Below are 25,087 nucleotides of genomic sequence, written 5' to 3'. Positions count from 1 at the left end.
GCATGATCAGCTATATCGTACAGACATTGATTGTGTGCATTGCCATATACGCATATGAATGGAAGAATTTTCGTTCCGCTAACAATCTAACAAAATGGGCCTTCAGCCTGCTGATTGCAGGAAGTGCTTTTCTATGGATTTATATGAGAGTGAATCCCCTGCTTCCGCGGCTGGGACACCTGTTTAAATATATTCCGTTTTGAACATGACAGAAAGGATGTGCTTTATGGACAAGACCTCTGCATACCAAGGATTATTTTTCGGAGCTCTGTATACGTTAGCGGTCGGATTAAAGCATGCTCCGATTCTCATGATCGAATCAGCAAAACAAAATGCCTGGCACAGCTACATCCTCGGCGTTGTCATCGTGATTCCGGCACTCTGGCTCATGCATAGGCTGATGAAAAAGCATCAGGATAAAAATATCTATGAGCTGCTGAGCCATTCCTCACCAATCGCAGGCCGGATTATCATTTTACTGTTTTCTTTGTATTTCCTGTTAATCAATACTCATGATATACGTTTTTTCATCAATTTGATTAACATTTTATTTCTCCCGAGAACACCAATGGCTGTTCTTGGCGGTGTTATTATCTTTGTGGCGATCTGTATTGCCAGAGAGGGAAAAGAAACATTGACCAGAATGGCGCAGATATTCCTATTTCCATTCGGCATCCTGGTCTTGTTCCTTCCATTTACGCTGGCCACACAAATTGAGCTTCAAAACTTGACGCCTGTTTTTGAAGGTCTAATCCCATATCTTCAATCAGGCTATTACGCGTTTGGGACAATGGGGGAATTGATTATCCTTCCGCTTCTCTTCTCAAACCGAAGCGTCCCGCTAAAATACACCATTTTCGCGATACTGCTGGGCGCTTTATTGCTGGCCGTGATGTTATTTTCTTCAATTTCTGTCTTTGGTCCCAACCTGACATCTACTTTCTTTGATCCTGCTTATATGGTCATCAGGCAGATCCGCATTACGGATTTTCTGGATCGCTCAGACCTGATCATCGCGGCCTTTTGGATTCCGGTCATTATGGTGAAGATAGCAGGTTCCCTATATATCGTGGTATACGGCCTTTCGTTTTTACACTCAAAAATCGACCCGAAAGCCATGTATACACCAATCGGCATGTTCTCAGTCGTATGCAGCTTTTGGTTCTTTTTAAATACAAATCAGCTAATCGACTTTAACAGAATCAAACCAATCATTAATGTAGTGATTTCTCTTTTGCTGCCTTTACTCATTTATTTGATCATAAAAAGCAAAGCGTTGTTCGGCGCCAAAGCAAAGCACTAGGAGTTTTTAGCTTCTTTTGTTTGATAAACAGGATTCTGTTTTGTTTTTCTTATATCTTTCAGGTAGTACTGTTCAGATGTAAAGAATTCGGTGTACAGCGCTTTTACCTTTCTGCTCAATAACAACAGCGCAATCACATTTGGGACGAGAATAAAAGCCAATGCTAAGTCCAAAAAACCCCAAATGGCTTTTGCTCCGCCTGCGGCACCTATGATAATAGCCGCTAAATAAACGAATTTGATCACGTGTCCTGCCAGCCGCCCGAACAGAAATTCAGCTTGCTTTACGCCGTAAAAAATGACAACCATAATGGTTGATACGACAAAGAAGACTAGGGAAACCGAAACGAAGTACCCTCCGCCAGAACCGAAATAATGCTGAAATGCAGCCGTCGTCAGTGCTGCCGGGTCAATTGAGGCGTTCTTCCCTGTCCAGACACCAGATGCAAGAACGACAAAAGCGGTGGTCGTGCAGATGATCAAGGTGTCAATGACAATGCCAATCACTGACCAAAACCCTTGCCGCACAGGATGATCAGTCATTGCTGCCGCATGTGCAATCGGGGCTGTTCCCATTCCGGCTTCATTAGAATAAAGCCCGCGGGCAAATCCCCAGCGAACGGTTTCCGCCAACGCAGCACCTGCGAACCCTCCAACTGCTGAGGAAGAGGTAAACGCATTTGAAAAGACGAGAGAGAAAAACGCCGGCACTGATGATAGATTCATGAGAACAATCAGGAGACCGGCACCTGCGTATGCCCCTGCCATAAGAGGCACGACAAACTCTGTTACTTTTCCGATCCGCTTTACCCCTCCTATCACCACTAACCCAATCAAAAATGCAATTCCGATTCCTGCGTATATTTTATTGAAAGAAAACGTCTCGGCAAGCGAGACTGAAACCGAATTTCCCTGAACCATAATGCTCGGGATCAGCTCCACAATCAGCGCAACAGAGAAGAATACGCCGAGCCATTTCATGCGCAGCCCTTTTGTTATGTAATACATCGGTCCCCCGACGTATTCACCCTGCTCATTTTTTTCTCTGTAATGAACAGCAAGAACACTTTCAGAAAACTTAATCGCCATGGCAAATAAGGCAATAAGCCACATCCAAAAAACCGCTCCCGGCCCTCCAAACATAATAGCGGCAGGCACACCGACAATGTTCGCTGCACCGATCGTTGAACTGAGGGCTGAGGTCAATGCCTGAAGCGGTGTGACTGTGCCCTCTCCCTTCGGCTTTTTTCCTACGCTGCCGATTGTCTGTTTGAAAATGTATAAAGGATAGCGAAATTGAAAACCTTTCAGCAAAATAGTGAAATACAACCCCGTCCCCGTCAGCAGGATGATTAGCGGCGGACCCCACAGCCAATCAGATATATGCTCTATCCATACTAATAGTCGTTCCATCCCATCACCCTTTTTTCGTTTATGGGTCATTTCCCATAGATGGAAAAACATAAACCTTTTGACATAGAACTTGGAACATAAAAAGGATGGCTTTTATCAATCGCCATCCTGCAGACAAGACAAATCAGCTGGAAGAAGGTCTGTTTCGTCCAAGCCGGTCATATACTTTATTCTTATAAAAAGCGGATGCTGGCTTTGAAAACATGCCTTTTTTGTCGACAAGCTTATCAAGCAGCAATTGCTTTTCAGATTTTTTTCTAATTAATTGCTCGCGTTCTTTTTCGTCATAGCACTTTTCGATTAAATGGTCGATGGTCATAAGCTCTTTTTTGAGCGCGCCCTCGTCCTCTGCCATTCCCGCGTTTTTCAAAATACGATAGCCCATGCGCAGCGATTCCGGCAAGTGTGCCGCGTCATCCTTCGGCAGCGGCTTCCCCATTCCCGGGAGGTTTTGAAAGTCCCCGTCTTTGATGGCGCGCTTAATTTTATCTTCAGACACAATATGGGAAAAATCCATCATTTCACCTCTTTTTATCTATACCTTATATTTTATCATACAATTCTTAATGTACCATTTTATTCCTTTATTTCTAGAAAGATACCTTGTTTTACATTTGGTAATTTCAAAGCGAAACGTTGATTCGACGGCGTTTTTCGCCACTTTCTCCATCATACGATTTTCACTTTTCTAATCTGCTGATTCGTGTTATATTGGATACGTTCGTTTTTTCTATCGTTTCGCTCGAACTGGATCGGAAAAAAGGAGTGTAACAATGAAAACATTTATAAAAGAAAGAGGACTGGCCTTCTTCTTAATTGCGGTCGTCCTGTTATGGATCAAAACGTATGTCGGTTATGTCCTGAACTTCAACTTAGGAATAGACAACACGATACAAAAAATATTGCTTTTTGTGAATCCTCTTAGCTCAAGCTTGTTCTTTCTTGGCTTTGGACTCTTGTTCAAGAAAAAATTACAGCAGACAGCCATTATAGTGATTCATTTTTTAATGTCTTTTTTACTGTACGCCAACATTGTGTACTACAGATTTTTCAATGATTTTATTACAATTCCGGTCATTATGCAGGCTAAAACAAACGGCGGCCAACTCGGTGACAGCGCATTTTCGCTGATGAGACCGACTGACGCCTTTTACTTTATCGATACGATCATCCTGATCATCTTGGCGATCAAAGTAAACAAGCCTGCCGAAACGTCAAGCAAAAAATCGTTCCGAATTATTTTTGCGTCTTCAATTCTTGTGTTCTTGATCAACCTGGCAGTTGCGGAATCAGACCGTCCTGAATTGCTGACAAGATCATTCGACCGGAACTATCTTGTGAAATACTTGGGAACATACAATTTCACGATTTATGACGCTGTACAGAATATCAAGTCCAACAGCCAGCGCGCGCTTGCCGATTCCAGCGACGTGACGGAAGTAGAAAACTACATGAAAGCCAATTACGATGTGCCGAATAACGTGTATTTCGGCAAAGCGGAAGGAAAAAACGTCATTTACGTTTCACTTGAATCTTTGCAGTCATTTATCATCGACTATAAAATTGACGGCAAAGAAGTGACACCATTCTTAAATAAACTGGCACATGATAACGAAACGTTCTACTTTGATAACTTTTTCCACCAAACAGGACAAGGCAAAACATCTGATGCTGAATTTATGATGGAAAACTCTCTGTACCCGCTGGCTCAAGGTTCAGTTTTCGTAAACAAAGCGCAAAACACGCTGCAATCCGTTCCGGCGATTCTGAAGTCTAAGAATTACACATCTGCTACTTTCCACGGGAACACGCAGACGTTCTGGAACCGTAACGAAATGTACAAAGCGGAAGGCATTGATAAATTCTTTGATTCTGCCTACTATGACATGAACGAAGAAAACACGAAAAACTACGGCATGAAAGACAAACCGTTCTTCAAAGAATCAATGCCGCTGCTGGAAAGCCTGCCGCAGCCGTTCTATACGAAGTTCATTACCCTGTCTAACCACTTCCCATTCGGAATGGATGAGGGGGATACAGACTTCCCGGCTGGAGACTTTGGTGACTCTGTCGTCGATAACTACTTCCAGTCAGCCCATTACCTTGATCAGTCCATTGAACAATTCTTCAATGACCTGAAAAAAGACGGGTTATATGATAAATCGATTATTGTGATGTACGGAGACCACTACGGCATCTCTGAAAACCACAATAAAGCGATGGCGAAAGTGCTTGGCAAAGATGAAATCACTGATTACGACAACGCCCAGCTTCAACGGGTGCCGCTCTTTATCCACGCTGCCGGCGTGAAGGGCGAGAAAGTTCATAAATATGCCGGAGACGTTGATGTGGCTCCTACCATTCTGCATCTGCTCGGAGTGGATACGAAGGACTATCTGATGTCCGGTTCTGATATTTTATCGAAAGAACACCGTGAAGTGATTCCGTTCCGAAACGGAGACTTTATTTCACCGAAATACACGAAAATATCCGGTAAGTATTACGACACGAAAACCGGAAAAGAACTCGATGAATCCGAAGTCGACAAGTCAGAAGACTCGCTCGTCAAGAAGGAACTTGAAATGTCCGATAAAATCATAAACGGAGACCTGCTGCGTTTCTACAACCCGAAAGGTTTTACAAAGGTGAACCCTTCCGATTATGATTACACAAAACACGGCGAAGATTCAGAGACGTCAACAGAAGACGAAGATAAATAAGAAAAAAGCAGAGAGGCCAGCCTCTCTGCTTTTTCTATTTCACCGCAACACGTAATTCCTCTGCCGCAAACTCGACATTCGGGCCAATAATGACTTGTACTGATTGCCCGCCCGATTTGACGACTCCTTTTGCGCCTGCTTTCTTTAATAACGCTTCATCCACTAAAGAAGTATCTTTCACTGTCAGTCTCAGCCTTGTCGCACAGTGATCAATCGTCTGCAGGTTTTCTTTTCCGCCAAGCCCCTTCAGCATGATGTTTTCATTGACAGACTGTGCTGTGTTCTCATCCAGCACCTCATCCAAGTCATCATCTTCCCGTCCCGGCGTTTTCAAATTCAACGTCTTAATTAAGACGTAAAACACGACAAAGTATACAGCCGCATAGCATATACCTACCAGAAGCAGAAGCAGCGGCTTTTCTGCAATTCCGTAGCTCAAAAGATAATCGATGGCACCGGCTGAAAAAGAAAATCCAGAGCGTATGCCGAGCAAATTAACGATGAATAACGACAGTCCGGTTAAAACTGCATGCACAGCGTATAATAGCGGAGATAAAAACATAAATGCAAACTCAATCGGCTCCGTAATCCCTGTGATAAACGCTGTTAAAGCAAACCCAATCATCATTCCAGCCGTCGCTTTCCGTTTAGACGGCTTCGCAGTCACAACCATAGCCAGACACGCCGCCGGAAGACCGAACATCATGATTGGGAAAAATCCGGTCATATATGTGCCCGCTGTCGGATCTTTCGCGAAAAAGCGCGCCAGATCCCCTGTCACTCCGTTATATTCTCCGAATTGGAACCAGAAAATATTGTTCAGCACATGGTGAAGGCCAAGCGGAATTAACAGCCTGTTGAATAGGCCGAATATGCCTGCCCCGATGCCGCCGAGCCCGAGCATCCACTCTCCAAACGAGTTTATACACGATTGAATCGGCGGCCAGACGACTCCGAATATGCCCGCTAAAATGATCGTAATAATGGCTGTTATAATCGGCACAAGCCGTCTGCCGCTGAAGAACCCGAGATATTCAGGCAGCTTGGTATCCTTGAAGCGGTTATAGGTGTAACCGGCAATTAAACCGGCAATAATTCCCCCAAACACCGCCATGTTATTTGTTTTATCAATTGTCTTTGTTGCCGCGTCAAGCATCAGATACGATATCGCCCCTGATAAACCCGCGGCCCCATTGCTGTCTTTTGAAATGCCGATGGCAATTCCGATCGCAAAAATAAGCGGCAGATGATCAAAAACCGCCGTCCCCGCCTGATAGACAAACGGGATATTAAATACATCCTCTCTGCCAAGCGCAAGGATAATTCCAACCGCAGGCAGAACCGCAATCGGGAGCATAAATGACTTCCCGAGTTTTTGTAAAAATGAAAGCATACCCATCCCCCTCATACCCTTTTTTTTCAAATATACCATATAAGATATCTAGTGATCTATACCAATTTTCCCGGGGGTATTTCTTTTTTCCCAGGCCCGTGTGTTTCCTATTTTTAAGACAGTTGTGGTAAGCTTAATCTAGATTATTTAAAAAGAAAGCGGGAATGACAGATGATTGTAACAAACGATCAAGAATTAGATGGCCTGAAAAAAATCGGAAGAATCGTCGCGCTTGCGCGTGAAGAAATGAAGCGGAAGGCAGAGCCCGGCATGAGCACAAAAGACCTTGACCTTATCGGAAAAGCTGTGCTTGATGAGCATGGCGCCGTTTCAGCTCCTGAGAAGGAATACGATTTTCCAGGTGTGACATGCATCAGCGTAAATGATGAAGTGGCTCACGGCATACCAAGCACATCCAAAATTTTAAAAGCAGGGGACCTTGTCAACATCGACATCTCCGCTGAATTTGGCGGCTTCTATTCCGACACAGGCATCTCATTTGTGCTCGGTGAAGGAGAAGAACGCCTTCATAAGCTTTGCCAATGCGCGGAAAACGCATTTCAAAAGGGGCTTCAGCAGGCAAAAGCGGGCAAGCGCCAAAACCAGATCGGAAGAGCCGTTTATCATGAAGCACGCTCTCAAGGCTTTACCGTCATCAAAACCCTGACCGGCCACGGAATCGGCCGAAGCCTGCATGAAGCGCCGAACCACATCATGAACTATTATGATCCGTTTGATAACGCACTGTTCAAAAATGGCACAGTCATCGCGCTTGAACCGTTTATTTCAACGAAAGCAGAAACGATTGTTGAAGCTGGAGACGGCTGGACGTTCAAGACGCCGGATAAAAGCATGGTTGCCCAAGTTGAACACACGATCGTCATCACAAAAGATGAACCGATTATCCTGACGAAACTGTAAAACACATTCCGGGCTTCCGGCAGGTTTAACCTCCTCCAATAGCAGGTAAAACATCATTATTCTGCACGAGGAGGTCTTGCAATGAACAGAGATCAAGAAAAAATCCAAATTGAAAACGAAATGAACGCGATGCATGGCACAATAAAAGAAGACATTTTAAAAGACTTTGAGGAATTTAAAGGCTACTTGAAAAAACAAGTCAACCGAGGCAAAAAGCTGGGATTGGATGACGGCAAGCTTGTAAAAAGCGCTGCGATCCTGGGAGACTACCTCGCAAAGCATGAAGAGCCGCAAAACGGTGAAGAAATGCTGCTGCAAGAGCTTTGGAGCGTTGCAGACGAAGATGAGAAAGAACATTTGGCACAGCTTCTGGTCAAATTGGTTGATAAACAATAAAACATGAGCCGGGCGATATGCGCCCGGCTTTCTTGATATTGTCACAGCCCGGCTCTTTCAGATATGCTACACTACTATTATGTCTGTGAAAGGAGCCTTTATCTGCATGTGGTTTATTATTTTCGGCATCATTTTTTTCATTGAAGGCATCATTATGACCGTTTACGGCGTTAAGAAAAAAAACGGGATGCTCACATATATCGGCATTGTTTTCGCCATTATGACATTTGGCGTTGTCATGATCAAACTAACCGGCCATTAAATCATATTCGGCTTTTGCTCCGCATATACATACAGAAGAACATTCGTACATCTAGTGCGAAAGGCTCAGTTTTCCCCGCATCTCTTTTCAGCATCTTTTTATAGATGTTACAATGCCAATCGTTTCGAAATCAGATAGGGAAAGGAGTTTTCTGACATGCATTACGGCAGTAAAGGCTGGTATGTGGCAGAACTAAAAAAGCAGGGGATCACGCACCATGAGGGAAGAAAGCTTCAAAGCTATAAAACCTATTTTCTTGCCAACCTGCTTGAAACAAAGAAAAAACAATCCTGACATGGTGAAGCCGCGCACGTTTAGATGCGCGGCTTTTTTATTGAATCGAAAGCAGCCTGTCCCGTTTTTTGATAAAGGAAGATCTCCAGCTTTCAGACAATGCTTCTTCACTTAACATCCGTTCAATGGCAGTGAGATTTTTTGTGTCATGGTATTTGATATGGTTTGCGAATTGGACGGATATGCCTTTTTCGCCTCTGGACAGCAGTTCGAGCTTTGCATCCGGAGCGACCCTGCCCTCTTCCAGCACGCGAAAATAAAATCCTGTATATCCGGTTTGCTGAACTTTCAGCACCATTTCTTTTACACCAAACTTTTTCGCCAGCTTTACACACGGCTGGCGCGGCTGGCTGACCTGAACAACAGCTTCATCAAGCCTGAACACATCCCCGATGCAAACATTCTCCTCAGTCAGGCCCGCGACCGTCAGATTTTCTCCAAATGCGGCATTTGACAGCGGTCTTGAGAGGAACTCTTCCCAAAACGGATAATGCTCCGCCGGGTAGACACAGACAGCCTTATCAGGTCCGCCGTGGTTGACGAGGTCCGCCTGTCCGTCTCCTTCAAAATTCTCCCGATGCAGCATGACGGCTGATTCAGCCGGCCGCTTCATGATGCCGGTTTCGATTTTCTTTCCGTCATATTCAAGCGTCTGCGGTTTTCCCAGATTAAGAGAAAGAACTGAATAGCGCTCTGGTTTCATACAAACACATCCCCTTTACAGGTTGTAAAATGATTGATTATCATAAAAAGAAAAGGTGGTTTTTACATGCTTCAATACCGAATCATTGTAGACGGCCGGGTTCAAGGTGTGGGCTTTCGCTATTTTGTTCAAATGGAAGCTGATAAGCGAAAACTGGCCGGCTGGGTCAAAAACCGTGATGACGGGCGTGTCGAGATTTTGGCAGAGGGTCCGGAAAACGCCCTGCAATCGTTTGTTGAGGCTGTAAAGGACGGAAGCCCTTTCTCAAAAGTTACCGACATCTCTGTGACTGAATCCCGCAGCCTTGAAGGCCATCATCGATTTTCTATTGTTTACTCATAAGGCTTATCTTGATAAAAATAGTTCGGCTTAACGATTGAGTTATCATAGGAGCGGTGGAAGATATGAGTGGCAGCGGGTGAAATTGGCGGAATCAGCCACGTCCAGTCCCCCGTCAGCTTTCTGCCCGCTTCTTCCTCCTGTTCTTCAAACCGTTTAAACTGGCTTGCCGCTGTATGATGGTCAACGATGCTGACACCCTGCTTTTTATACGAGTGCAGCACAGCTTTATTCAATTCAACTAGCGCTTGATCCTTCCATAAATCCGTATTGTAATCAGCGGCGATGCCGATCACGGACGCTACTTTTTTGAGCTTGTCGTACCGCTTTTCATCTGCGAGGTTTCTCGCTCCGATCTCCGTGCCCATATACCAGCCGTTAAATGGCGCGGCATTATAATGAATGCCCCCGACCTCAAGCTTCATATCAGAAATAATAGGCACGCCGTACCACTTCAGCTCCAAATCAGAAAACGCCTCGATGTCCGGATGTGTGATTGGAACCTCGATCACAAGTGAACGCGGCAGCTCATACCAGACAGGCTGTTCGTCGCCTTTCATGCGAAAAATGAGCGGCAGCAGGTCAAAATCCGTTCGTTCTCCGCGCCAGCCGAGCTCTTCGCAGGCTGCTGTCAGGGAACAGGAAGCCGGGTCTCCGATTCTTTCTCCGTCTGACTCATATCCAGCGTACCGGATCAGCTGATGATTCCAGATCTCGACTTGCTTTTCACCCTTCTCTTCCGGAGGGAAAATCGTAATGGTCGGTCTGATTTTCCCGTTATTGGTGGCGATTTCAATATGGTGAAAGAGGGCGTCACGCACTTCCTCCTTCGTCCGGACGTCTCGTCTGTCAATAACATTCAGCGAATTCCAGAACAATCTGCCGATGCAGCGGTTGCTGTTTCTCCAAGCCATTTTCGCTCCGTGCTCCAGCTCTTCCTTCGTATGTACATAGCTTCCGGTCAGGTCAATTTCGCTTTTAATGTCCTCGAGACGGTCTTTCACTTCCTCCTCCTTTCCCAATTCCTGATAGCATGCGGCAATAAACGCTTTCGCTTCGTTCCAGAGTATTTCTTTTTCTTCCAACAAACTCTCCCCTTCACATCACTTCATGCTTTTCATTGTATCGTTTTTAAGCGGCAAGACAAATGATTTTTCTGCAACTTCTTGGAAAACAATAAAAAACACCCGCGTGGTGCGGGTGTCAAATAGACGATAATCGATTTGCTAATTCAGTTAGGTCACTTCGAAAGTTTTTGCCGGTCATCGGTATGCCGTGCCCTGTCAATAACGCTTCCGGTTCAAGACCGGCCAGCTTTAGAATGGACTCCGCGGCAGTCTCTGTGTCAGGCGTGAAATAAGCCGGCGGCCCGTGAAGCTCCTGTTTTTGTATCAAGACGTCAGCCATTTTCTCCTGTTCCACTGTAATAACAGCATCACCTGCTACAAGCACGCGGCCGTCATCGCGGAATAACGAAATATGGCCCGGCGTGTGTCCTGGTGTCGCAATCCACATCCACTCGTCAAGAAAGGGGACTGAACCGTCCTCCGGCAGTGCCTGGACATGTGAGGAAATATCGATGGAGTGCCGCGGAAACAGCGGCGACAGCTTGGCGACCAGCCCGCTCTTGCTGTCAGGACGAGCCGGAGGATAATTCTCTTTACCTGTTACATAGGGCATTTCCCGAGAATGGACATAAACAGGTACATCCCAATGTTCAAGGATCTCTTCGATTGCCCCAATATGGTCAAAGTGCCCGTGTGTGAGGATAATCGCCTTCAGCTGAAACCCTTCACCGAATCTTTGTTTGGCTTCATTGACAATCACGCCGGCTGATTGGGGCATGCCGGCATCAATTAAAACAAATGAGTGAGGTTCAGAAGGCAGCTGAATAAAATAGACATTCGCAATTTGCACAGTCAGGCCGTGCACCCCTTTTGCCGCTTCGAACCCCGTTCCGCTTCTGACTGAAGTCAGCGGCATATAAGGATCACTCATAATGACACCTCCGGAATGTTGTATGCCGTTAGTGTGTGTCATTACGCCTGAATTATCATACGGAAATAGAGATCGCACCGATCAATAGAGCGATAGCCGTCATGACGATCACTGCGAGAACCGCCCATTTCAATGCGAATTTTTGATGGTCATCAATAGAAACTCCGACGAGTCCGACAAGCAAATGAGTGGATGGCACAAGCGGACTCAGCATATGAATCGGCTGGCCGATAATAGAGGCTCTGGCAATTTCCACTTTATCCACACCGTATGCGACAGCTGTTTCTGATAAAATCGGCAGCACCCCGTAGAAATACGCGTCATTCGGCATCAAAAATGTGAAAATGCCGCTTGTTAAGGCAACAATCGCCGGGATCAATCCGCCCATTTGTTCCGGTATCATGGACACGAGCGAGATCGCCATTTCATCAACCATTTTCGTGCCTGTCAAAATCCCCGTGAACACCCCCGCAGCAAAAATCATTGAACCGATAGCCAGCACGTTGCTGGAATGCGCCGCGATGCGCTGTCTCTGATGCTCGAGATTGGGATAATTCACAATCAGCGCAATACAAAACGCAATGACAAACAGTACGGTTAAACTGACTTTACCCGATACTAAACAACCTATTAAAGAAAGCGTTAACAATAAATTGAACCACCAAAGCTTCGGCCGCTTCCACTCATCTTCAACCGCAGCAGCCGGTTCATTGGCATTGGCTGGCTGTTTCAGTTCAATCACACCAAGGCGCTTTCGTTCCGCTTTTCCAAGCACATACGCAACCGCCACCATACAAAGCATCCCGCTTGCAATAACAGGAATCATCGGACCTGTAAGCTCAGCTGGATCAACCCCCAGCGCACTCGCCGCCCTCGGCGTCGCACCACCCCATGGAATCGTGTTCATGATTCCCATGCCGACTCCCGCGATTCCTGCCAAGATAATTGGCCGGATGCCTAGCAGCAAATAGAGCGGAAGCATGGCGCTTGTCGTAATCATGTACGTTGTCGAGCCATCTCCGTCCAAGGCGACGAGCATTGTAAGGACCGCTGTCCCGACAACAATTTTTAAAGGGTCTCCTTTGACCATGCTTAAAATTTTGCCAACCATTGGATCAAACAGGCCTGTATCAATCATAATTCCAAAATATAAGATCGCAAACATAATCATGACCGCAGTCGGCGCGACTTGCTGAATCCCCGAAATCATCATGTCCCCAACTTCAGTAAATCCAAATCCGGCGATAAGCGCAAACACAATCGGCGTCAAAACTAATGCTGTTAAAACAGAAAGCCGTTTTGTCATGATCAATGCCATAAACACAAGCATCATGAGAAAGCCTAAGATTGCTAACACATCCATTCCCCCTTAAATGAATCCGCTTACATTTTTTTCTCCCTTACTCCCCTTTTGTCTTGCCTTTTTGCCATCGTATGAGAAAACCAACCGCAAGTAAATAATTTGGTTTTTTTGTATTTTTAATTTTTTAAAACCGTTTTGTTCTTTTTGATCAAATTTCGGCATGAAAAAAAATCCCGGAAGCCGGGATCTTAATTTCCTGTCATGATGCTTTGATAAAAAGCAGATTGCTCTTCTAAAAACCGTTTCGTTTCCCTGCTGTTCAAATAAAAACTTTCCCAGTCCTGTTCGTTTATTTTCCGCTTCCATTCAGGTGAAGAGGTGACCTTCTTTAGCGCTTGATCCCAGTAAGAAATCTCTTCCTCAGACATATTTTTCGGGCCCAAAATCCCTCTCCAATGAGAAAAAACAAACGGGATTCCCTGCTCCTTCCACGTCGGTACATTTGGAAAACCGGGAAGTCTTTTATCAGACGTTACAGCGGCTAACGTAATATCGCCGTTTCGTTCATATGGTTTCGCTTCAGAAAGTGTCATGGAAGCCGCTTCTATCTCATGTCTGATCAGCGCCTGAATGAGCTGTTCACTGCTGTCATACTGTGAGAATTGAATGTCAAACGGGTCAATGCCGTACATATCTGCCGCTCTGACGAACGAGAGCTGATCATCATTGCCAAACCCCGGGGCAAAGCCGATTCTCACCTTGCCGGGATGCATGTTGATCTCATTCAGCACATCCTTGCCATTTGTTAACGCTGACCCTTTTGGCAATGCAACCGTCTGCCATTCCTTGGAGAGAATGGCGAGCGGCGTAAAATCGGCCATTTTTAATTTGCTTTGCCCGAGAAGATCATTGCTCAATATTAGGCTGGACGTCATGCTGATGGTTTGTTTGCTGCTTTTGTTGACATATTTCCAGCCTTTCTCTCCCCCGCCGCCGGATTTATAGACGATATGAACATCATCCTTCACGATCTGCTTCTGCCTCAAAACTGATTGGATCGCCTGCGCTGTGACATCCCAGCCGCCAGAAGGTTCGGCAGGGACGACAATTTCTATCGGCCCGTCCGGCAGGCGCGGCGCAGCCGCCTGCCTGATATCACCCTGCATAAAGATCAATAGAATAATCAATATGATTATAGATTTTTTCATATCTAATCCGCCGCCAAATAATATTTTCTCTCCGGCCTGCCGATAATCCCGTATTCAAGCTCGGCTCTTGCTTCTTCCTTTGACACAAGGTACTCGGCATAACGGCGGGCAGTTGTTCGTGACGCCCCCATTTTTTCCCCAAGTTCCTCCGCTGTCAATCCTTCTGACGCAGTCTGAAGCGCTTCCTTAATTTTTCGCAGTGTAATCGAATTAATGCCAGTCGGCAAATCCTCTGCCAGCAAAGCTGTCTTCACACCGTTCCCAAAAATATGGTCGATCATGGATTGGCTGACCTCCGGCTGAGACATGAGCAGCTTCCTTTTTTCTTTATACTGAAGCAGCACCTGCCTGAACTTGTCAGCCGTTACGGGTTTGATCAAATAGTGGGCAATTCCTGCTCTTAGCGCTTCCTGCAAATGCCGGGTTTCTGTTGCCGCTGTGATAATCATAATGTCCACTTCAGGAAATCGGCTTCGTATATCAGGAATCAACGCGGTCCCAAGCTCGTCCGGCATATAAATATCCAGCAGAAGCAAATCAGCCTTGTGTTCCTTCAAAAGCGCCAATGTCTCTTTTGCGTTGGCCGCCTTGCCGATAATCTTGAATCCATCAAGCTGTTTAATCAATCTCTCATGGATTTGCGCAACTCGAAAATCATCCTCCGCAATCGCGATGTGAATCAAATGGATTCCCCCTTTGTTTCTCCTTCGGTATAAACACAGTGAATACCGCCCCGCCAGTTTTTTGATTCGCCAGTTCGATCCAGCCGCCCAGTTCACGCACTGAGTCTTTCACATTGGCCAGACCGTAGCCTCTCCTCATCCCCTTTGAAGAATAGCCTCTCTCAAACACAGCTTCTATTTTCTCTGGCGGCACACCGGGCCCTGTGTCTGATACTTCAATGACAATGTCATGGCCCATATCCGTGATAAAAAACAAAACTTCCTTCACGCTTTGCTCCGCTACAGCTTCGAAAGCGTTATCAATTAAATTGCCCATAATCGTAATAAGATGGGACAAGCCGATATGTGCAGGAAGAGGCGCGAGTGAGCTGTTCTCATCAATCACCAGCTTGACCTTCTTTTCCGATGCCTTGCTTATTTTCCCTAACAAAATGGCCTGCACCTGCTGCGAATGAATGTTATGGAATAAAAGATCATGCTGTTCATTTTGTATCGCATATTCCTCTTTAATCAGATCAATGGCTTCATCATACTCCCCAAGCTCAAGCAGCCCTAAAATCGCATAAAGCTTATTTGAAAATTCATGAGTCTGCGCCCTGAGATCCTCAGAATATTTGCGAACCTCTGTCAATGTGTCGATCAGCTTCTTCAGCTCTGTTTTCTCCCTGAAGCTGACGACAATTCCATACGCCTGCCCTCCTTGATTCATCACTTTCGTATTGATAATAAACACTTGATCGTTGACGCTTACCTCCTGGTTCGGCAGCATTTCTCCTTGTTCAAGCACAGACATCAGCCCTGCTCCCGGCATGACGTCATCTATAGGAAGATGGATCACAGGCTCGGGCAGCTTCAGCATCTCGGCCGCCGATACGTTCATCATGGTGACGACGCCTTCACGATTGGTGGCAATAATCCCTTCTCGAATCGCGAAAAGCATTGCGTTTCTCTCACGATATAGAGCCGCGATCTCATGCGGCTCAAGCCCGAGCGTATCCTTTCTGATGCTTTTCGCCAGCACGGCGGCGCCAATAAATCCGAGCAGCAGTACAAGCACAGCAATCACACTCAAATTTCTCAAATGCTTTTTGATGCTTTGCTCTGTCTCCGTTTGCAGAAAATCAACAGACACGCTGCCGATCACTTGGCTGTATCCCTTTTGTTCTTTTATAATCGGCGCGCTCCCTCTGATCACTCTTCGTCCATCCGCTTTTGTTTCAGAAACATGCGAACCGCCAAACAAAATTTCTCTGCTGCGCTCCAGTTTCTTTAATCCGCTTTTTCCAGAGGCGCTGCGAATGTCTCCTTTTTCGTCCAAAACATAAATGGCAAACGCGCCAGTCTGTTCTTTCATTTGTTCAATGACCTCTTGCGTCTGAGCCGCATGTCCGTCTTTTCTCTCAATGAGCTCTTTAACCGGCGGCATATAGGAAATGGTTCTCGCCGTTTGAACCGCCAGCTGCTCTGCCTGTCTCCGTTCCCCCTGTGTATGCTGAACGGCTAACGTAATGGTCAGCACACCAATGACAAAGACCAGCAGAGCCGCAATCAGCCCCATTATTTTTGTTTGCAGGGAAAAATGGAACCGCTTTTTCACCACAGCACCAGCCGTCCTTTCTACCTAGATCATACCATTTTTCACAGGCAATTTTCTCATTTTTCAAAATCCGTTTTCTTGCGAAGGAGTGAAAATAAAAAAAAGGCAGACCGCGTCTGCCTTTTTCTTTCTACCATATTCCTAGTACTTTCCACCATAATCCGCCGATCACAAGCCATACGATGATATGAACAATCGACAGAATAAATCCGATGGACCACCATTTGCCTTGTGGGATGTAGCCTGCTCCGAAGAAGACCGGAGCCGCTCCAGAACCGTAGTGAGTCGTTGACCCGAACAGGTTGCTGATGAACGCGAGGCTCAGCGCTGCTAAAAGCGGCGGTGCGCCCGCTGCCACGACGACAGCCAAAAATGCTGAATACATCGCACTGATGTGGGCTGTCGCACTTGCAAAGAAATAGTGAGAGTAATAATACACAACAATTAAAATGATGAATGCCACAATCCAAGAGAACCCTGATACGGATGATTTCATGGCATTACTGAACCAAGACACCATGCCTAATTCATTCAAGAAGTTGGCGAGCATGACAAGCGCCGCAAACCAAGTGAGCGTATCCCAAGCGCCCTGTTCTTTCTTGATATCATCCCAAGTCAGAACTTGTGATAATAAGAGAACGGACAAACCGATCAATGCGGTTGTGGTTGCGTCGATGTTGAAGCTGCCGCCAAAAATCCACAGCACAAGCACCAAAAGAAACACGATAACCATGGAAAGCTCTGATTTTTTGAACGGTCCCATTTCTTTCAGTTTTTCTGTTGCGATTTTCGCCGCATCCGGTGTTTCTTTGATTTCCGGCGGATACAGCTTGTAAATCACAAGCGGCGTAATGATTAAGCTTACAAGTCCCGGTACAATCGCGGCAATTGCCCAGCTTGTCCATGTTAAGTCCACCCCTGCGACATCATGGGCCAGCTTGGCAATCAGCGGGTTCGCCGCCATCGCTGTCAGGAACATAGCAGATGTGATCAGATTCCCCTGAAAACCGGTTTTTAATAAGAATGCACCGATTTTTCTCTCTGTTCCATTTGCCGGGCTTGATCCGAATGTTTCGGATAATGATCTGATAATAGGAAATATAATGCCTCCTGCACGCGCCGTATTACTTGGAATAGCAGGTGAAAGTATTAAATCACTGAATAGCAGTGAATAAGAAAGTCCAAGGGTTTTTTTCCCGAATTTCTGAACGAATACATACGAAATTCTCGCACCGAGCCCGGTTTTGATAAATCCCCGGGAAATAAAGAATGCGATAACGATAAGCCAAATGGTCTTATTCCCGAATCCACTTAATGTATCCTCAATTGATAGTGTTCCAGTTAGTGCAGTAACCGCCAATGCAAAAATTGCAATTGCACCCATTGGCAAGGGCTTGGAGATAAAGCCGATAATTGTTGCGACAAAAATCGCAAACAAATGCCAAGCTTTAGGTTCAAGTCCGGACGGAGCGGGAATAAACCAGATGATTAGTCCCACAGCGACAGTAATAAGCAATGGAACAAGCTTTACTGCTGACTGTTTTCCTGCGTCTTTTTCTGAAGCCATAAATAGGTCTCCTCCTATATACTTGTTTTCCGATCCCCTTTTTCATTCTACTCCTTAACTAAGTTAATAAACATTTTAATTAATTAAAAAACACAAAGGTTAGCACCCTTTGTGTTTTTCACTTTCTTAATTTAATTTACCCGCACCCGCTTGATTTATAACATTTGATTTCACATTAGCAGAAGCATCAATCGAACCATGCAGAGACGGCGTCCAGCCGACAGAAGAGCTCAGCCCGTTTGCAGCCGATGCGTTGATCTGTGTGCCGTTCAGCAACGTGCCGGAGTCATATAAAGCCGTTCCCCCGCTGAATACGCTGATCGTTTTAGCAGCTGACAGTCCCGGTACGTCAATGACATTGTTTTGGGCATAGATTTTAGAAGACTTTCCAATTCCCCATGCATAGCTGAAGGCATAATCTGAGGAGCTTGTGCTGCCTTCATAATAGTTGTTGTATACGTGCACTTGCCCGAAGCGGACTCTCGGCGCGCGCTGGACAATATTTTTATAGCGGTTATGATGCAGCGAAATTTTTAATTTGCCGTCATCGGAGGTTTTGCTGTCACTTGATCCGAAAATGGAGCTTTTATCATGATCGTGATAATAGTTGTAAGACATCGTGATATAGTTAGCGCCGTTGGAAGCATCCGTTTGGCCGTCATGGTGCTGATATTTTCTTCCATAATATTTCGGTGATGTGCTGTCCGGACGCGAACCGTCATTAAATGTACAGTGATCAATCCAGATATGTGTGCCGCCGTTTATCGTGATGTTGTCGTATTGTGAGTTCCAGTTTCCTGAGCTTCCGTCAGTCGGATCCCATTGCGGAAAATAATCATAGGCATCCTGGAATTCAATGTTGCGAATAATGACGTTATCACTCTTGATCTGGAAGTTTCCTCCCACGACTTTAGCGTTAGTCCCTGAACCGACGATCGTCGTGTTTGCAGGGATATCCACCATGACCCGTGCTTTTTGGTTTTTCTGAGAGCGTGCTCTCGCTTCTTCTTGTGTTCCCGACGGCTCTTTTTTGCCCCATGTGCTAGGATCATAGGCTTTCAAATATTTGTCCAAATCATACTCCGGATCTTTATAGTCATTTAGACCAAGCGGCTTCAGATTGTCATCTACGTTCATGTCAATCGTTCCCTTGATATAAATGATTTTTGGCGTTGTGTTCGTTTCCTTCCCTAATGCCGAGACAAGCTGGTTTCTGTTGCTGACGGTATACACATTTGAGGACGATGCTTTTGATCCGCCTGTCGTGCCGGTCGAGTACGCGCCCCAGCCATCATTGGATCCCAACGTCTGGTGGCCTAAATCAGCTGCGTTCGCGCCAGCTGGAGTCAATCCTAAAAACAAAGCCGTAGCTAACATCACTTTTTTCATCCACTATGTACCCCCATTTTCTATTTTGTGAGATTTTATTCCAATTTATCACAAAAATATAATAGCAAATTGAGGGACATTCAGAACCGAAAATGTTCCGCTATCCTATTGCGGCATTCTGCAAAATGCCACCGCAAAGACCGCAAAAAAACCAAAAGGCCGTCATAGCCTTTTGGTTTTTTCCTTGCTTTATGCCCAAGCTTTCACTTTTTCGTTATCTGTCACAAAGAGAAGCACTTTTCCTTCATCTAAGCGTTTTTCAAATTGAGCGGCTTCATCTTCAGAAAAACCGATTTCGTGAATTTTATTGCGGAGCTCGTCTCCTTTTTTATTGAAGATATTTCCCACCGCGTGCTTGAAACCTGTTTCTTTGGCTCCGATCGTATTGGCATTCGTGTTGTCTGCCAGGCGTTCCGTTCTGTCATCGTCGTGAGCTAAGACGTATACATCCTCTTTCGCAACACCCATTTTCTGTAATTCCTCTACATCCTTCATGAGCTGTTCGTCATTTGTATACTCTTTTACAACTGGTTTCATGTCGATATTCCTCCTTCATGTTTTCTATATTTCTTTCATACCCGATCGTCTGTACCTGAAACAGATTCCAGAACATTAAAGAGAAAAACAGGAAGAATGGTAGTAGCTATTTGTTTTCCGTCCATGGTAAAGTGATAGGAACGGGATCTATTTTCAGAAAAATCCGAAATTAAAGAGAAGCCGCTGCACGGAGCACACGACCATGAAACGCTGCCTTTATCCGTACGAGCAGGAGGTATGTCTAATGCAATACTTTTCACCAGAACAGCAATACAATGCTTGGATTGTGAGTGATTTAGTCAAACAGATTTTCCATAAGCGTGCCGGATGTTCACCAGGAATTCACGAGCTTGCGGTTTTTGCCGAGGAACATTTTCATATCGATATCGACTTTGTTTTCTCGATTATCATGAATATCGGCGACATTGAATTTGCACTAACAGATGAAATAGAAAAGAAATTGTCCGGTTATCTCAGCAATCTCCTTCCTTATGTCACTGCTGATATGTTCGAAACCTCTAAAGCCAACGCCCATGCGTTTTTGTCTCGAAGACACGGTAACGCTGCATACCACTTATTTGTGTCTGATGATGCTTTCATGAGAAAGCAGTAAAAACGCAGCTTTCTTTACTAAAAAAATATTGACATGATAAGCCATGCTATTATAGTGTTACATGTGATAATGATTCTCATTACTAAATCTGAAAAAAGGAAGAATGACATGCGCACCTATTCTAACAAGTTGATTGCCATCATGAGTGTTTTATTGCTCGCCTGCCTCATTGTATCCGGCTGTTCATCAAGCCAGAATAACAACGGAAGCGGCAAAAGCGAGTCTAAGGATTCCAGAGTGATCCATGACGAAGAAGGAAAAACGACAGTAAGCGGCACACCTAAGCGGGTGGTTGTGCTTGAGCTTTCATTCTTGGATGCCGTTCACAATCTCGGCATTACGCCGGTGGGCATCGCCGATGACAACAAAAAAGATATGATTAAAAAGCTTGTCGGCAGCTCCATTGATTACACATCTGTAGGCACACGCAGCGAACCCAATCTTGAGGTCATCAGTTCCTTGAAGCCTGATTTAATCATCGCTGACGCTGAGCGCCATAAAAACATTTATAAACAGCTGAAACAAATCGCTCCGACGATTGAATTAAAAAGCCGTGAAGCGACATATGACGAAACGATCGACAGCTTTACGACCATTGCTAAAGCATTAAATAAAGAAGATGAAGGAAAAGAAAAGCTTGCCGAGCACAAAAAAGTCATCAACGATCTAAAAGCCGAACTTCCGAAAGATGAAAACCGCAACATCGTTCTCGGCGTTGCAAGAGCGGATTCCTTCCAGCTTCATACATCATCATCCTATGACGGAGAAATCTTTAAAATGCTCGGCTTTACACACGCTGTGAAGTCAGATAACGCCTATCAAGAGGTCAGCCTCGAGCAATTGAGCAAAATCGATCCTGATATTTTGTTCATCTCAGCCAACGAAGGCAAAACCATTGTAGATGAGTGGAAAACGAACCCGCTCTGGAAAAATCTCAAAGCGGTGAAAAATGGACAAGTCTATGATGCGGACCGTGACACTTGGACAAGATTCAGAGGCATCAAGTCTAGTGAAACAAGCGCCAAAGATGTGCTTAAAAAAGTGTATAATAAATAGGACAAATGAGAAGCGAGGGGAATCCTTGCTTCTTCGTTTTTGCAACCAGACGCAGTAAGGAAGTGAGACTGTTGTATCATTCAGCCAAACGGCGCTCATCATCAAGACTGATGATGTTCATCATTGCACTGATTATTTTTATATTTGGGCTTGGGCTGAATCTTTCAGTAGGAGCCTCAGACATCGGCATCATAGATTCATTGAAATATCTTTTTGTATGGGACGGTTCAAAGGAACAGCTCATCATCTCTACTCTTCGCCTTCCCCGCACTTTAATCGGCGTTTTTGTCGGCGCCAGCCTAGCTGTAGCAGGGGCGCTGATGCAGGCTATGACCAGAAACCCTCTGGCTTCACCCCAAATTTTCGGTGTGAATGCGGGTGCATCGCTTTTTGTCGTTGCTTCTCTCGTCATTCTGCCGGCATCGCCCTATTCATCTGTTATATTCGCTTTTGCGGGTGCGGCAGCAGGCGGCGCGATTGTGTATATGATTGCCTCATCCGGCGGAATGACACCTGTTAAGCTGGCGCTGTCAGGAATGGCCGTGCATTTGTTCCTCTCCTCTATGACACAGGCCATCATTATTTTAAATGAGTCAGGTGAGGATGTTCTGTACTGGATGACAGGCGCAATCGACGGCAGCAACTGGCAGGATGTCATAACCATCGCTCCGTTTTCTGTCATTGGCATCGGGCTTGCCCTCGTATTTTCCGGTTCTGTATCTGTTCTCGGTCTCGGAGACGAAACAGCAAAAGGGCTTGGACAAAATATGAACGGCATCCGGATTCTAATCAGTTTGATTATTTTAATCCTTTCCGGCGCTTCCGTAGCCGTCGCCGGGCCGATTGGCTTTGTCGGGCTGCTCGTCCCGCATATTGTCCGCAAGCTGATCGGAGAACATTATCAATACGTGCTTCCGTTTTCGGCACTGTTCGGTGCCATTTTGCTGGTGTACGCAGATGTTCTGGCCAGATGGATTGCATTTCCTTATGAATCACCGGTCGGCATTGTCACCGCGATTATCGGAACGCCGTTTTTCTTATATTTGGCAAGGAAAGGGCGACATCTGAAATGAAGAAAACAACCAGAAAACAAAAACGCCCCTTGCTGGCGATACTCATATTGGCCGTGATTTTGATCGTACTGTCCGTCATCAGCATTGGAATCGGTGCATTATACATTTCACCTGATGCGGTTGTGACGAATCTGCTGGGACTGGATCATTCCTTTGAATTTATCATCCAGCAATATCGTCTGCCCCGCATCATATTAGCGATTTTGGCCGGTGCTGGGCTTGCCGCTGCCGGAGCGATTTTACAGGGTGTGATCCGAAATCCGCTCGCTTCTCCGGACGTTGTCGGCATTTCAAAAGGCTCCGGACTTGCGGCGATGGCTGTGATTCTCATCTTTCCTGAGTCGCCGGTATACGTGCTTCCGTTCTCCGCATTTGCCGGAGCCGCCATTATTGCTGTACTATTATTAATGATAGCCCGAAAAAAGAGCATTCAGCCCTCTTCACTGGCTTTATCAGGCATTGCTTTAGGCGCGGTCTGCCACGCCGGAATGCAATATATGATGGTCAAGTTTCCGGGCGACGTGAATGCTGCACTCATTTGGCTGACAGGAAGCCTCTGGGGAAGAAACTGGGAAGAAGTCAACCTGCTTGCGCCATGGCTTTTGATTCTTTTTCCGATCGTCTGCATACTCATACCGAAGCTGGATCTTATGTCACTCGGGGATGAGCTTGCACAGGGTCTCGGAGAAAACGCAAACCGGCTGAGATTCATCCTGATTTTCACCGCGGTGGCGCTGGCGGGAAGCTGTGTAGCCGTCGTCGGCTCAATCGGTTTTATCGGCTTGCTTGCTCCGCATATCGCCAGACGGCTTACCGGAGAAAAAGCCAAATATTTACTGCCTGCATCGGCATTGATTGGTGCTATTATATTATTAATTGCAGATACGTTAGGGCGCGGCATCATGCCTCCGGTTGAAATACCTGCCGGAATACTGACAGCCGTGATCGGCGCGCCTTATTTCTTATATTTATTGAAATTCGAAGCGAGGAAACAGTAGGGAGAGGATACCATGGGAAAACTGGCTGCAGACCAGCTCACTCTTTCATATGACAGTACAGTGATTATTGACGGAGTCGACTTAAAGATAGAAGAAGGAAAAATCACTGCGCTCATCGGCGCTAATGGCTGCGGTAAATCAACAATCCTCAAATCGCTCGCCAGGCTGATGGCTCCGAAAAGCGGTACAGTGCTACTAGAAGGAAAAGACATCCACCGCCAGCCATCAAAAGAAGTCGCAAAAAAACTGGCCATTCTTCCACAATCTCCTCAGGCTCCTGAAGGATTGACGGTAGAGGAATTATGCTATTTTGGCAGACATCCTCACAAAAAGCTGTTATCCAAGCATACCCAAGAGGATCATGACATGGTAGAGTGGGCGCTGGAAGCAACGGGCATGATTGAACTGAAGGAGCGGACGCTGGATGCCCTTTCAGGCGGCCAAAGACAAAGAGCCTGGATTTCCATGGCACTTGCGCAAGGCACTGATTTGCTTTTGCTTGATGAGCCGACCACGTATTTAGACATCTCACATCAGATTGAAGTGCTTGAACTGCTGAAAAAGCTGAACCGCGACCATGGCCGCACCGTTGTCATGGTGCTCCATGATTTAAACCAAGCCGCTCAATACGCTGACTATCTGATCAGTGTGCTGGACGGAAAAATATACAACGCCGGAACACCGGAAGATGTGTTCACCCAGCCATTTTTCCGTGAAGTCTTCGGCTTGGAATGCTGCATCATGAGAAGCCCGATCGACCAGAAGCCAATGTGCCTGCCGACGGGACTGTGCCCGAAATTACGGGCGAAATGAAAAGGAGAGGAAATCCCTAGGGCTGTCGAGAAACGTGACAGCCTTCATTTTCCCTTATAATATTTTATTCTCACATAATTGATGATAATCTTAAAAAACTCGTCATTCTTCTTATGTTCTATACGAGATACTCTTTTAACATAAAGTTAAATCTGTTCTTATTGACCAACTTGTTAAAGTTATTTCATCTATTCGAATCTTAACACATAGAAAAGCTGAAAGAATTATAGTAAGTCATCCTCGAAATGCGTGAAAAGACAAAAAAGAAAAGCGACAAAATTAGCTTATGTATCAGAAAAAGAATAATCAAAACAGATGCTTTGCTATTGCAGGCTCAGCTTAAAATCGAAATGCTAACTAACTGAATCTTCTATATTTCTCACAATAATATACAGAAGATCGTAATACCTAGCTAAGATCGAGCTTAATGGCTCTTTTTCTGATTCTCAATCCCTGATAATTATGAAAAGCATTTAAAATAAAATCTTGTAGAAAAAACATTGTTTTTT

The 25,087-nt window shown here is 45.5% G+C and carries 28 protein-coding genes; 13 read left to right on the top strand and 15 right to left on the bottom strand.

The window, feature by feature from the left end; all coding sequences use genetic code 11:
• Nucleotides 1–2: 2 nt before the first annotated feature.
• Together NYE53_RS04265 and NYE53_RS04260 are read left to right on the top strand one after the other, a co-directional pair.
• On the top strand, nt 3–203 hold the full coding sequence (locus NYE53_RS04265; RefSeq protein ID WP_003233686.1) for a hypothetical protein: 201 nt from the start codon (nt 3–5) through the stop codon (nt 201–203).
• A gap of 23 nt (nt 204–226) precedes the next feature.
• Nucleotides 227–1,303: an endospore germination permease gene (locus tag NYE53_RS04260; RefSeq protein ID WP_217020665.1), complete on the top strand. Its 1,077-nt coding sequence runs from the start codon at nt 227–229 to the stop codon at nt 1,301–1,303.
• Here NYE53_RS04260 and NYE53_RS04255 read toward each other — a convergent pair.
• The 3 genes from NYE53_RS04255 to NYE53_RS04245 form a co-directional block, all read right to left on the bottom strand.
• Nucleotides 1,300–2,715 carry a sodium:alanine symporter family protein gene (locus NYE53_RS04255; protein ID WP_015252561.1) on the bottom strand — a complete coding sequence of 472 codons (1,416 nt, stop codon included), beginning with the start codon at nt 2,713–2,715 and terminating at the stop codon, nt 1,300–1,302. The two genes, NYE53_RS04260 and NYE53_RS04255, sit on opposite strands and share 4 nt — an antisense overlap.
• A 124-nt stretch (nt 2,716–2,839) precedes the next feature.
• The gene (locus tag NYE53_RS04250; RefSeq protein ID WP_003233692.1) at nt 2,840–3,232 is read right to left on the bottom strand and encodes a DUF1992 domain-containing protein; all 393 of its coding nucleotides are present in this window, start codon (nt 3,230–3,232) and stop codon (nt 2,840–2,842) included.
• Between the two features lie 18 nt (nt 3,233–3,250).
• Entirely contained in the window at nt 3,251–3,388 is a 138-nt protein-coding gene (locus tag NYE53_RS04245; RefSeq protein ID WP_160244143.1) for a hypothetical protein, read from the bottom strand.
• Between the two features lie 100 nt (nt 3,389–3,488).
• On the opposite strand from NYE53_RS04245, the gene ltaS reads away from it, so the two are divergent.
• A complete protein-coding gene (ltaS, locus tag NYE53_RS04240) occupies nt 3,489–5,435 on the top strand; it encodes a lipoteichoic acid synthase (RefSeq protein ID WP_123374180.1) in 1,947 nt (648 codons plus the stop codon).
• A gap of 34 nt (nt 5,436–5,469) precedes the next feature.
• Here ltaS and nagE read toward each other — a convergent pair whose 3' ends face one another.
• Nucleotides 5,470–6,828, bottom strand: a complete 1,359-nt coding sequence (gene nagE / locus NYE53_RS04235; RefSeq protein ID WP_123374181.1) for an N-acetylglucosamine-specific PTS transporter subunit IIBC — start codon at nt 6,826–6,828, stop codon at nt 5,470–5,472.
• A gap of 171 nt (nt 6,829–6,999) precedes the next feature.
• Here nagE and map point away from each other — a divergent pair, with 171 nt between their 5' ends.
• The 4 genes from map to NYE53_RS04215 all read left to right on the top strand — a co-directional run bounded on the left by map (nt 7,000) and on the right by NYE53_RS04215 (nt 8,701).
• Nucleotides 7,000–7,749, top strand: a complete 750-nt coding sequence (map, locus tag NYE53_RS04230) for a type I methionyl aminopeptidase (protein ID WP_123374182.1) — start codon at nt 7,000–7,002, stop codon at nt 7,747–7,749.
• 81 nt (nt 7,750–7,830) lie between these two features.
• Nucleotides 7,831–8,145: a DUF3243 domain-containing protein gene (locus tag NYE53_RS04225; RefSeq protein ID WP_003242951.1), complete on the top strand. Its 315-nt coding sequence runs from the start codon at nt 7,831–7,833 to the stop codon at nt 8,143–8,145.
• A gap of 106 nt (nt 8,146–8,251) precedes the next feature.
• Entirely contained in the window at nt 8,252–8,407 is a 156-nt protein-coding gene (locus NYE53_RS04220) for a hypothetical protein (RefSeq protein WP_003244572.1), read from the top strand.
• A gap of 156 nt (nt 8,408–8,563) precedes the next feature.
• The gene (locus NYE53_RS04215; RefSeq protein WP_003239885.1) at nt 8,564–8,701 is read left to right on the top strand and encodes a YflJ family protein; all 138 of its coding nucleotides are present in this window, start codon (nt 8,564–8,566) and stop codon (nt 8,699–8,701) included.
• A gap of 37 nt (nt 8,702–8,738) precedes the next feature.
• Here NYE53_RS04215 and NYE53_RS04210 read toward each other — a convergent pair whose 3' ends face one another.
• A complete protein-coding gene (locus tag NYE53_RS04210; RefSeq protein WP_339247450.1) occupies nt 8,739–9,404 on the bottom strand; it encodes an MOSC domain-containing protein in 666 nt (221 codons plus the stop codon).
• Between the two features lie 66 nt (nt 9,405–9,470).
• On the opposite strand from NYE53_RS04210, the gene NYE53_RS04205 reads away from it, so the two are divergent.
• Nucleotides 9,471–9,746, top strand: a complete 276-nt coding sequence (locus tag NYE53_RS04205; protein ID WP_339247448.1) for an acylphosphatase — start codon at nt 9,471–9,473, stop codon at nt 9,744–9,746.
• On the opposite strand, the gene nosA is transcribed toward NYE53_RS04205, so the two are convergent.
• The 10 genes from nosA to NYE53_RS04155 all read right to left on the bottom strand — a co-directional run bounded on the left by nosA (nt 9,737) and on the right by NYE53_RS04155 (nt 20,025).
• The gene (nosA, locus tag NYE53_RS04200) at nt 9,737–10,828 is read right to left on the bottom strand and encodes a nitric oxide synthase (protein ID WP_017697495.1); all 1,092 of its coding nucleotides are present in this window, start codon (nt 10,826–10,828) and stop codon (nt 9,737–9,739) included. The two genes, NYE53_RS04205 and nosA, sit on opposite strands and share 10 nt — an antisense overlap.
• A 118-nt stretch (nt 10,829–10,946) precedes the next feature.
• Nucleotides 10,947–11,741 carry an MBL fold metallo-hydrolase gene (locus NYE53_RS04195; protein ID WP_339247445.1) on the bottom strand — a complete coding sequence of 265 codons (795 nt, stop codon included), beginning with the start codon at nt 11,739–11,741 and terminating at the stop codon, nt 10,947–10,949.
• 55 nt (nt 11,742–11,796) lie between these two features.
• Complete coding sequence (citM, locus tag NYE53_RS04190) at nt 11,797–13,098, bottom strand: citrate transporter CitM (RefSeq protein ID WP_003242978.1); 1,302 nt, start codon at nt 13,096–13,098, stop codon at nt 11,797–11,799.
• Nucleotides 13,099–13,110: 12 nt separating this feature from the next.
• Nucleotides 13,111–13,266: a hypothetical protein gene (locus tag NYE53_RS04185; RefSeq protein ID WP_339247443.1), complete on the bottom strand. Its 156-nt coding sequence runs from the start codon at nt 13,264–13,266 to the stop codon at nt 13,111–13,113.
• Nucleotides 13,267–13,292: 26 nt separating this feature from the next.
• Nucleotides 13,293–14,252 carry a tripartite tricarboxylate transporter substrate binding protein gene (locus tag NYE53_RS04180; RefSeq protein WP_339247441.1) on the bottom strand — a complete coding sequence of 320 codons (960 nt, stop codon included), beginning with the start codon at nt 14,250–14,252 and terminating at the stop codon, nt 13,293–13,295.
• A gap of 2 nt (nt 14,253–14,254) precedes the next feature.
• Entirely contained in the window at nt 14,255–14,935 is a 681-nt protein-coding gene (gene citT, locus NYE53_RS04175; RefSeq protein WP_339247438.1) for a two-component response regulator CitT, read from the bottom strand.
• Nucleotides 14,907–16,535 (bottom strand): two-component sensor histidine kinase CitS, encoded by a 1,629-nt coding sequence (gene yflR, locus NYE53_RS04170; protein ID WP_339247435.1) that lies wholly within the window; start codon nt 16,533–16,535, stop codon nt 14,907–14,909. Before yflR ends, citT begins: the two co-directional genes overlap by 29 nt.
• A 127-nt stretch (nt 16,536–16,662) precedes the next feature.
• Nucleotides 16,663–18,099, bottom strand: a complete 1,437-nt coding sequence (locus NYE53_RS04165; protein ID WP_015383080.1) for an anion permease — start codon at nt 18,097–18,099, stop codon at nt 16,663–16,665.
• A 126-nt stretch (nt 18,100–18,225) separates the two neighbouring features.
• On the bottom strand, nt 18,226–19,488 hold the full coding sequence (locus tag NYE53_RS04160) for a pectate lyase (RefSeq protein ID WP_123374188.1): 1,263 nt from the start codon (nt 19,486–19,488) through the stop codon (nt 18,226–18,228).
• A gap of 189 nt (nt 19,489–19,677) precedes the next feature.
• Nucleotides 19,678–20,025, bottom strand: coding sequence for a general stress protein (locus NYE53_RS04155; protein WP_003233729.1), 348 nt, complete (start codon nt 20,023–20,025; stop codon nt 19,678–19,680).
• Between the two features lie 244 nt (nt 20,026–20,269).
• On the opposite strand from NYE53_RS04155, the gene NYE53_RS04150 reads away from it, so the two are divergent.
• The 5 genes from NYE53_RS04150 to yfmF all read left to right on the top strand — a co-directional run bounded on the left by NYE53_RS04150 (nt 20,270) and on the right by yfmF (nt 24,578).
• On the top strand, nt 20,270–20,638 hold the full coding sequence (locus NYE53_RS04150; RefSeq protein ID WP_339247431.1) for a YfmB family protein: 369 nt from the start codon (nt 20,270–20,272) through the stop codon (nt 20,636–20,638).
• A gap of 108 nt (nt 20,639–20,746) precedes the next feature.
• Nucleotides 20,747–21,694: a Fe(3+)-citrate ABC transporter substrate-binding protein YfmC gene (gene yfmC / locus NYE53_RS04145; protein ID WP_070548703.1), complete on the top strand. Its 948-nt coding sequence runs from the start codon at nt 20,747–20,749 to the stop codon at nt 21,692–21,694.
• 71 nt (nt 21,695–21,765) lie between these two features.
• Nucleotides 21,766–22,767 carry a Fe(3+) dicitrate ABC transporter permease FecD gene (fecD, locus tag NYE53_RS04140; RefSeq protein ID WP_015482945.1) on the top strand — a complete coding sequence of 334 codons (1,002 nt, stop codon included), beginning with the start codon at nt 21,766–21,768 and terminating at the stop codon, nt 22,765–22,767.
• Nucleotides 22,764–23,765: a Fe(3+)-citrate ABC transporter permease YfmE gene (gene yfmE, locus NYE53_RS04135; RefSeq protein ID WP_069703760.1), complete on the top strand. Its 1,002-nt coding sequence runs from the start codon at nt 22,764–22,766 to the stop codon at nt 23,763–23,765. Before fecD ends, yfmE begins: the two co-directional genes overlap by 4 nt.
• A gap of 12 nt (nt 23,766–23,777) precedes the next feature.
• Nucleotides 23,778–24,578, top strand: coding sequence for a Fe(3+)-citrate ABC transporter ATP-binding protein YfmF (yfmF, locus tag NYE53_RS04130; protein ID WP_124048443.1), 801 nt, complete (start codon nt 23,778–23,780; stop codon nt 24,576–24,578).
• The last annotated feature ends 509 nt before the right edge of the window (nt 24,579–25,087 follow it).

This window comes from Bacillus sp. FSL R5-0523, from assembly GCF_037975295.1.
Classification (GTDB): Bacteria; Bacillota; Bacilli; order Bacillales; family Bacillaceae; genus Bacillus; species Bacillus subtilis.
The sequence above is the reverse complement of the archived record's forward strand: the minus strand, read 5'-3'. Positions and strand labels throughout refer to the sequence as shown.

Excerpts from the sequence above, each read along its gene's own strand:
- NYE53_RS04265 (WP_003233686.1), top strand. The coding sequence starts at position 3 with ATGATCAGCTATATCGTACAGACATTGATTGTGTGCATTGCCATATAC.
- NYE53_RS04260 (WP_217020665.1), top strand. The coding sequence starts at position 227 with ATGGACAAGACCTCTGCATACCAAGGATTATTTTTCGGAGCTCTGTAT.
- NYE53_RS04255 (WP_015252561.1), bottom strand. The coding sequence starts at position 2,715 with ATGGAACGACTATTAGTATGGATAGAGCATATATCTGATTGGCTGTGG.
- NYE53_RS04250 (WP_003233692.1), bottom strand. The coding sequence starts at position 3,232 with ATGGATTTTTCCCATATTGTGTCTGAAGATAAAATTAAGCGCGCCATC.
- NYE53_RS04245 (WP_160244143.1), bottom strand. The coding sequence starts at position 3,388 with ATGATGGAGAAAGTGGCGAAAAACGCCGTCGAATCAACGTTTCGCTTT.
- ltaS (WP_123374180.1), top strand. The coding sequence starts at position 3,489 with ATGAAAACATTTATAAAAGAAAGAGGACTGGCCTTCTTCTTAATTGCG.
- nagE (WP_123374181.1), bottom strand. The coding sequence starts at position 6,828 with ATGCTTTCATTTTTACAAAAACTCGGGAAGTCATTTATGCTCCCGATT.
- map (WP_123374182.1), top strand. The coding sequence starts at position 7,000 with ATGATTGTAACAAACGATCAAGAATTAGATGGCCTGAAAAAAATCGGA.
- NYE53_RS04225 (WP_003242951.1), top strand. The coding sequence starts at position 7,831 with ATGAACAGAGATCAAGAAAAAATCCAAATTGAAAACGAAATGAACGCG.
- NYE53_RS04220 (WP_003244572.1), top strand. The coding sequence starts at position 8,252 with ATGTGGTTTATTATTTTCGGCATCATTTTTTTCATTGAAGGCATCATT.
- NYE53_RS04215 (WP_003239885.1), top strand. The coding sequence starts at position 8,564 with ATGCATTACGGCAGTAAAGGCTGGTATGTGGCAGAACTAAAAAAGCAG.
- NYE53_RS04210 (WP_339247450.1), bottom strand. The coding sequence starts at position 9,404 with ATGAAACCAGAGCGCTATTCAGTTCTTTCTCTTAATCTGGGAAAACCG.
- NYE53_RS04205 (WP_339247448.1), top strand. The coding sequence starts at position 9,471 with ATGCTTCAATACCGAATCATTGTAGACGGCCGGGTTCAAGGTGTGGGC.
- NYE53_RS04195 (WP_339247445.1), bottom strand. The coding sequence starts at position 11,741 with ATGAGTGATCCTTATATGCCGCTGACTTCAGTCAGAAGCGGAACGGGG.
- NYE53_RS04185 (WP_339247443.1), bottom strand. The coding sequence starts at position 13,266 with ATGCCGAAATTTGATCAAAAAGAACAAAACGGTTTTAAAAAATTAAAA.
- NYE53_RS04180 (WP_339247441.1), bottom strand. The coding sequence starts at position 14,252 with ATGAAAAAATCTATAATCATATTGATTATTCTATTGATCTTTATGCAG.
- NYE53_RS04165 (WP_015383080.1), bottom strand. The coding sequence starts at position 18,099 with ATGGCTTCAGAAAAAGACGCAGGAAAACAGTCAGCAGTAAAGCTTGTT.
- NYE53_RS04160 (WP_123374188.1), bottom strand. The coding sequence starts at position 19,488 with ATGAAAAAAGTGATGTTAGCTACGGCTTTGTTTTTAGGATTGACTCCA.
- NYE53_RS04155 (WP_003233729.1), bottom strand. The coding sequence starts at position 20,025 with ATGAAACCAGTTGTAAAAGAGTATACAAATGACGAACAGCTCATGAAG.
- NYE53_RS04150 (WP_339247431.1), top strand. The coding sequence starts at position 20,270 with ATGCAATACTTTTCACCAGAACAGCAATACAATGCTTGGATTGTGAGT.
- yfmC (WP_070548703.1), top strand. The coding sequence starts at position 20,747 with ATGCGCACCTATTCTAACAAGTTGATTGCCATCATGAGTGTTTTATTG.
- yfmE (WP_069703760.1), top strand. The coding sequence starts at position 22,764 with ATGAAGAAAACAACCAGAAAACAAAAACGCCCCTTGCTGGCGATACTC.
- yfmF (WP_124048443.1), top strand. The coding sequence starts at position 23,778 with ATGGGAAAACTGGCTGCAGACCAGCTCACTCTTTCATATGACAGTACA.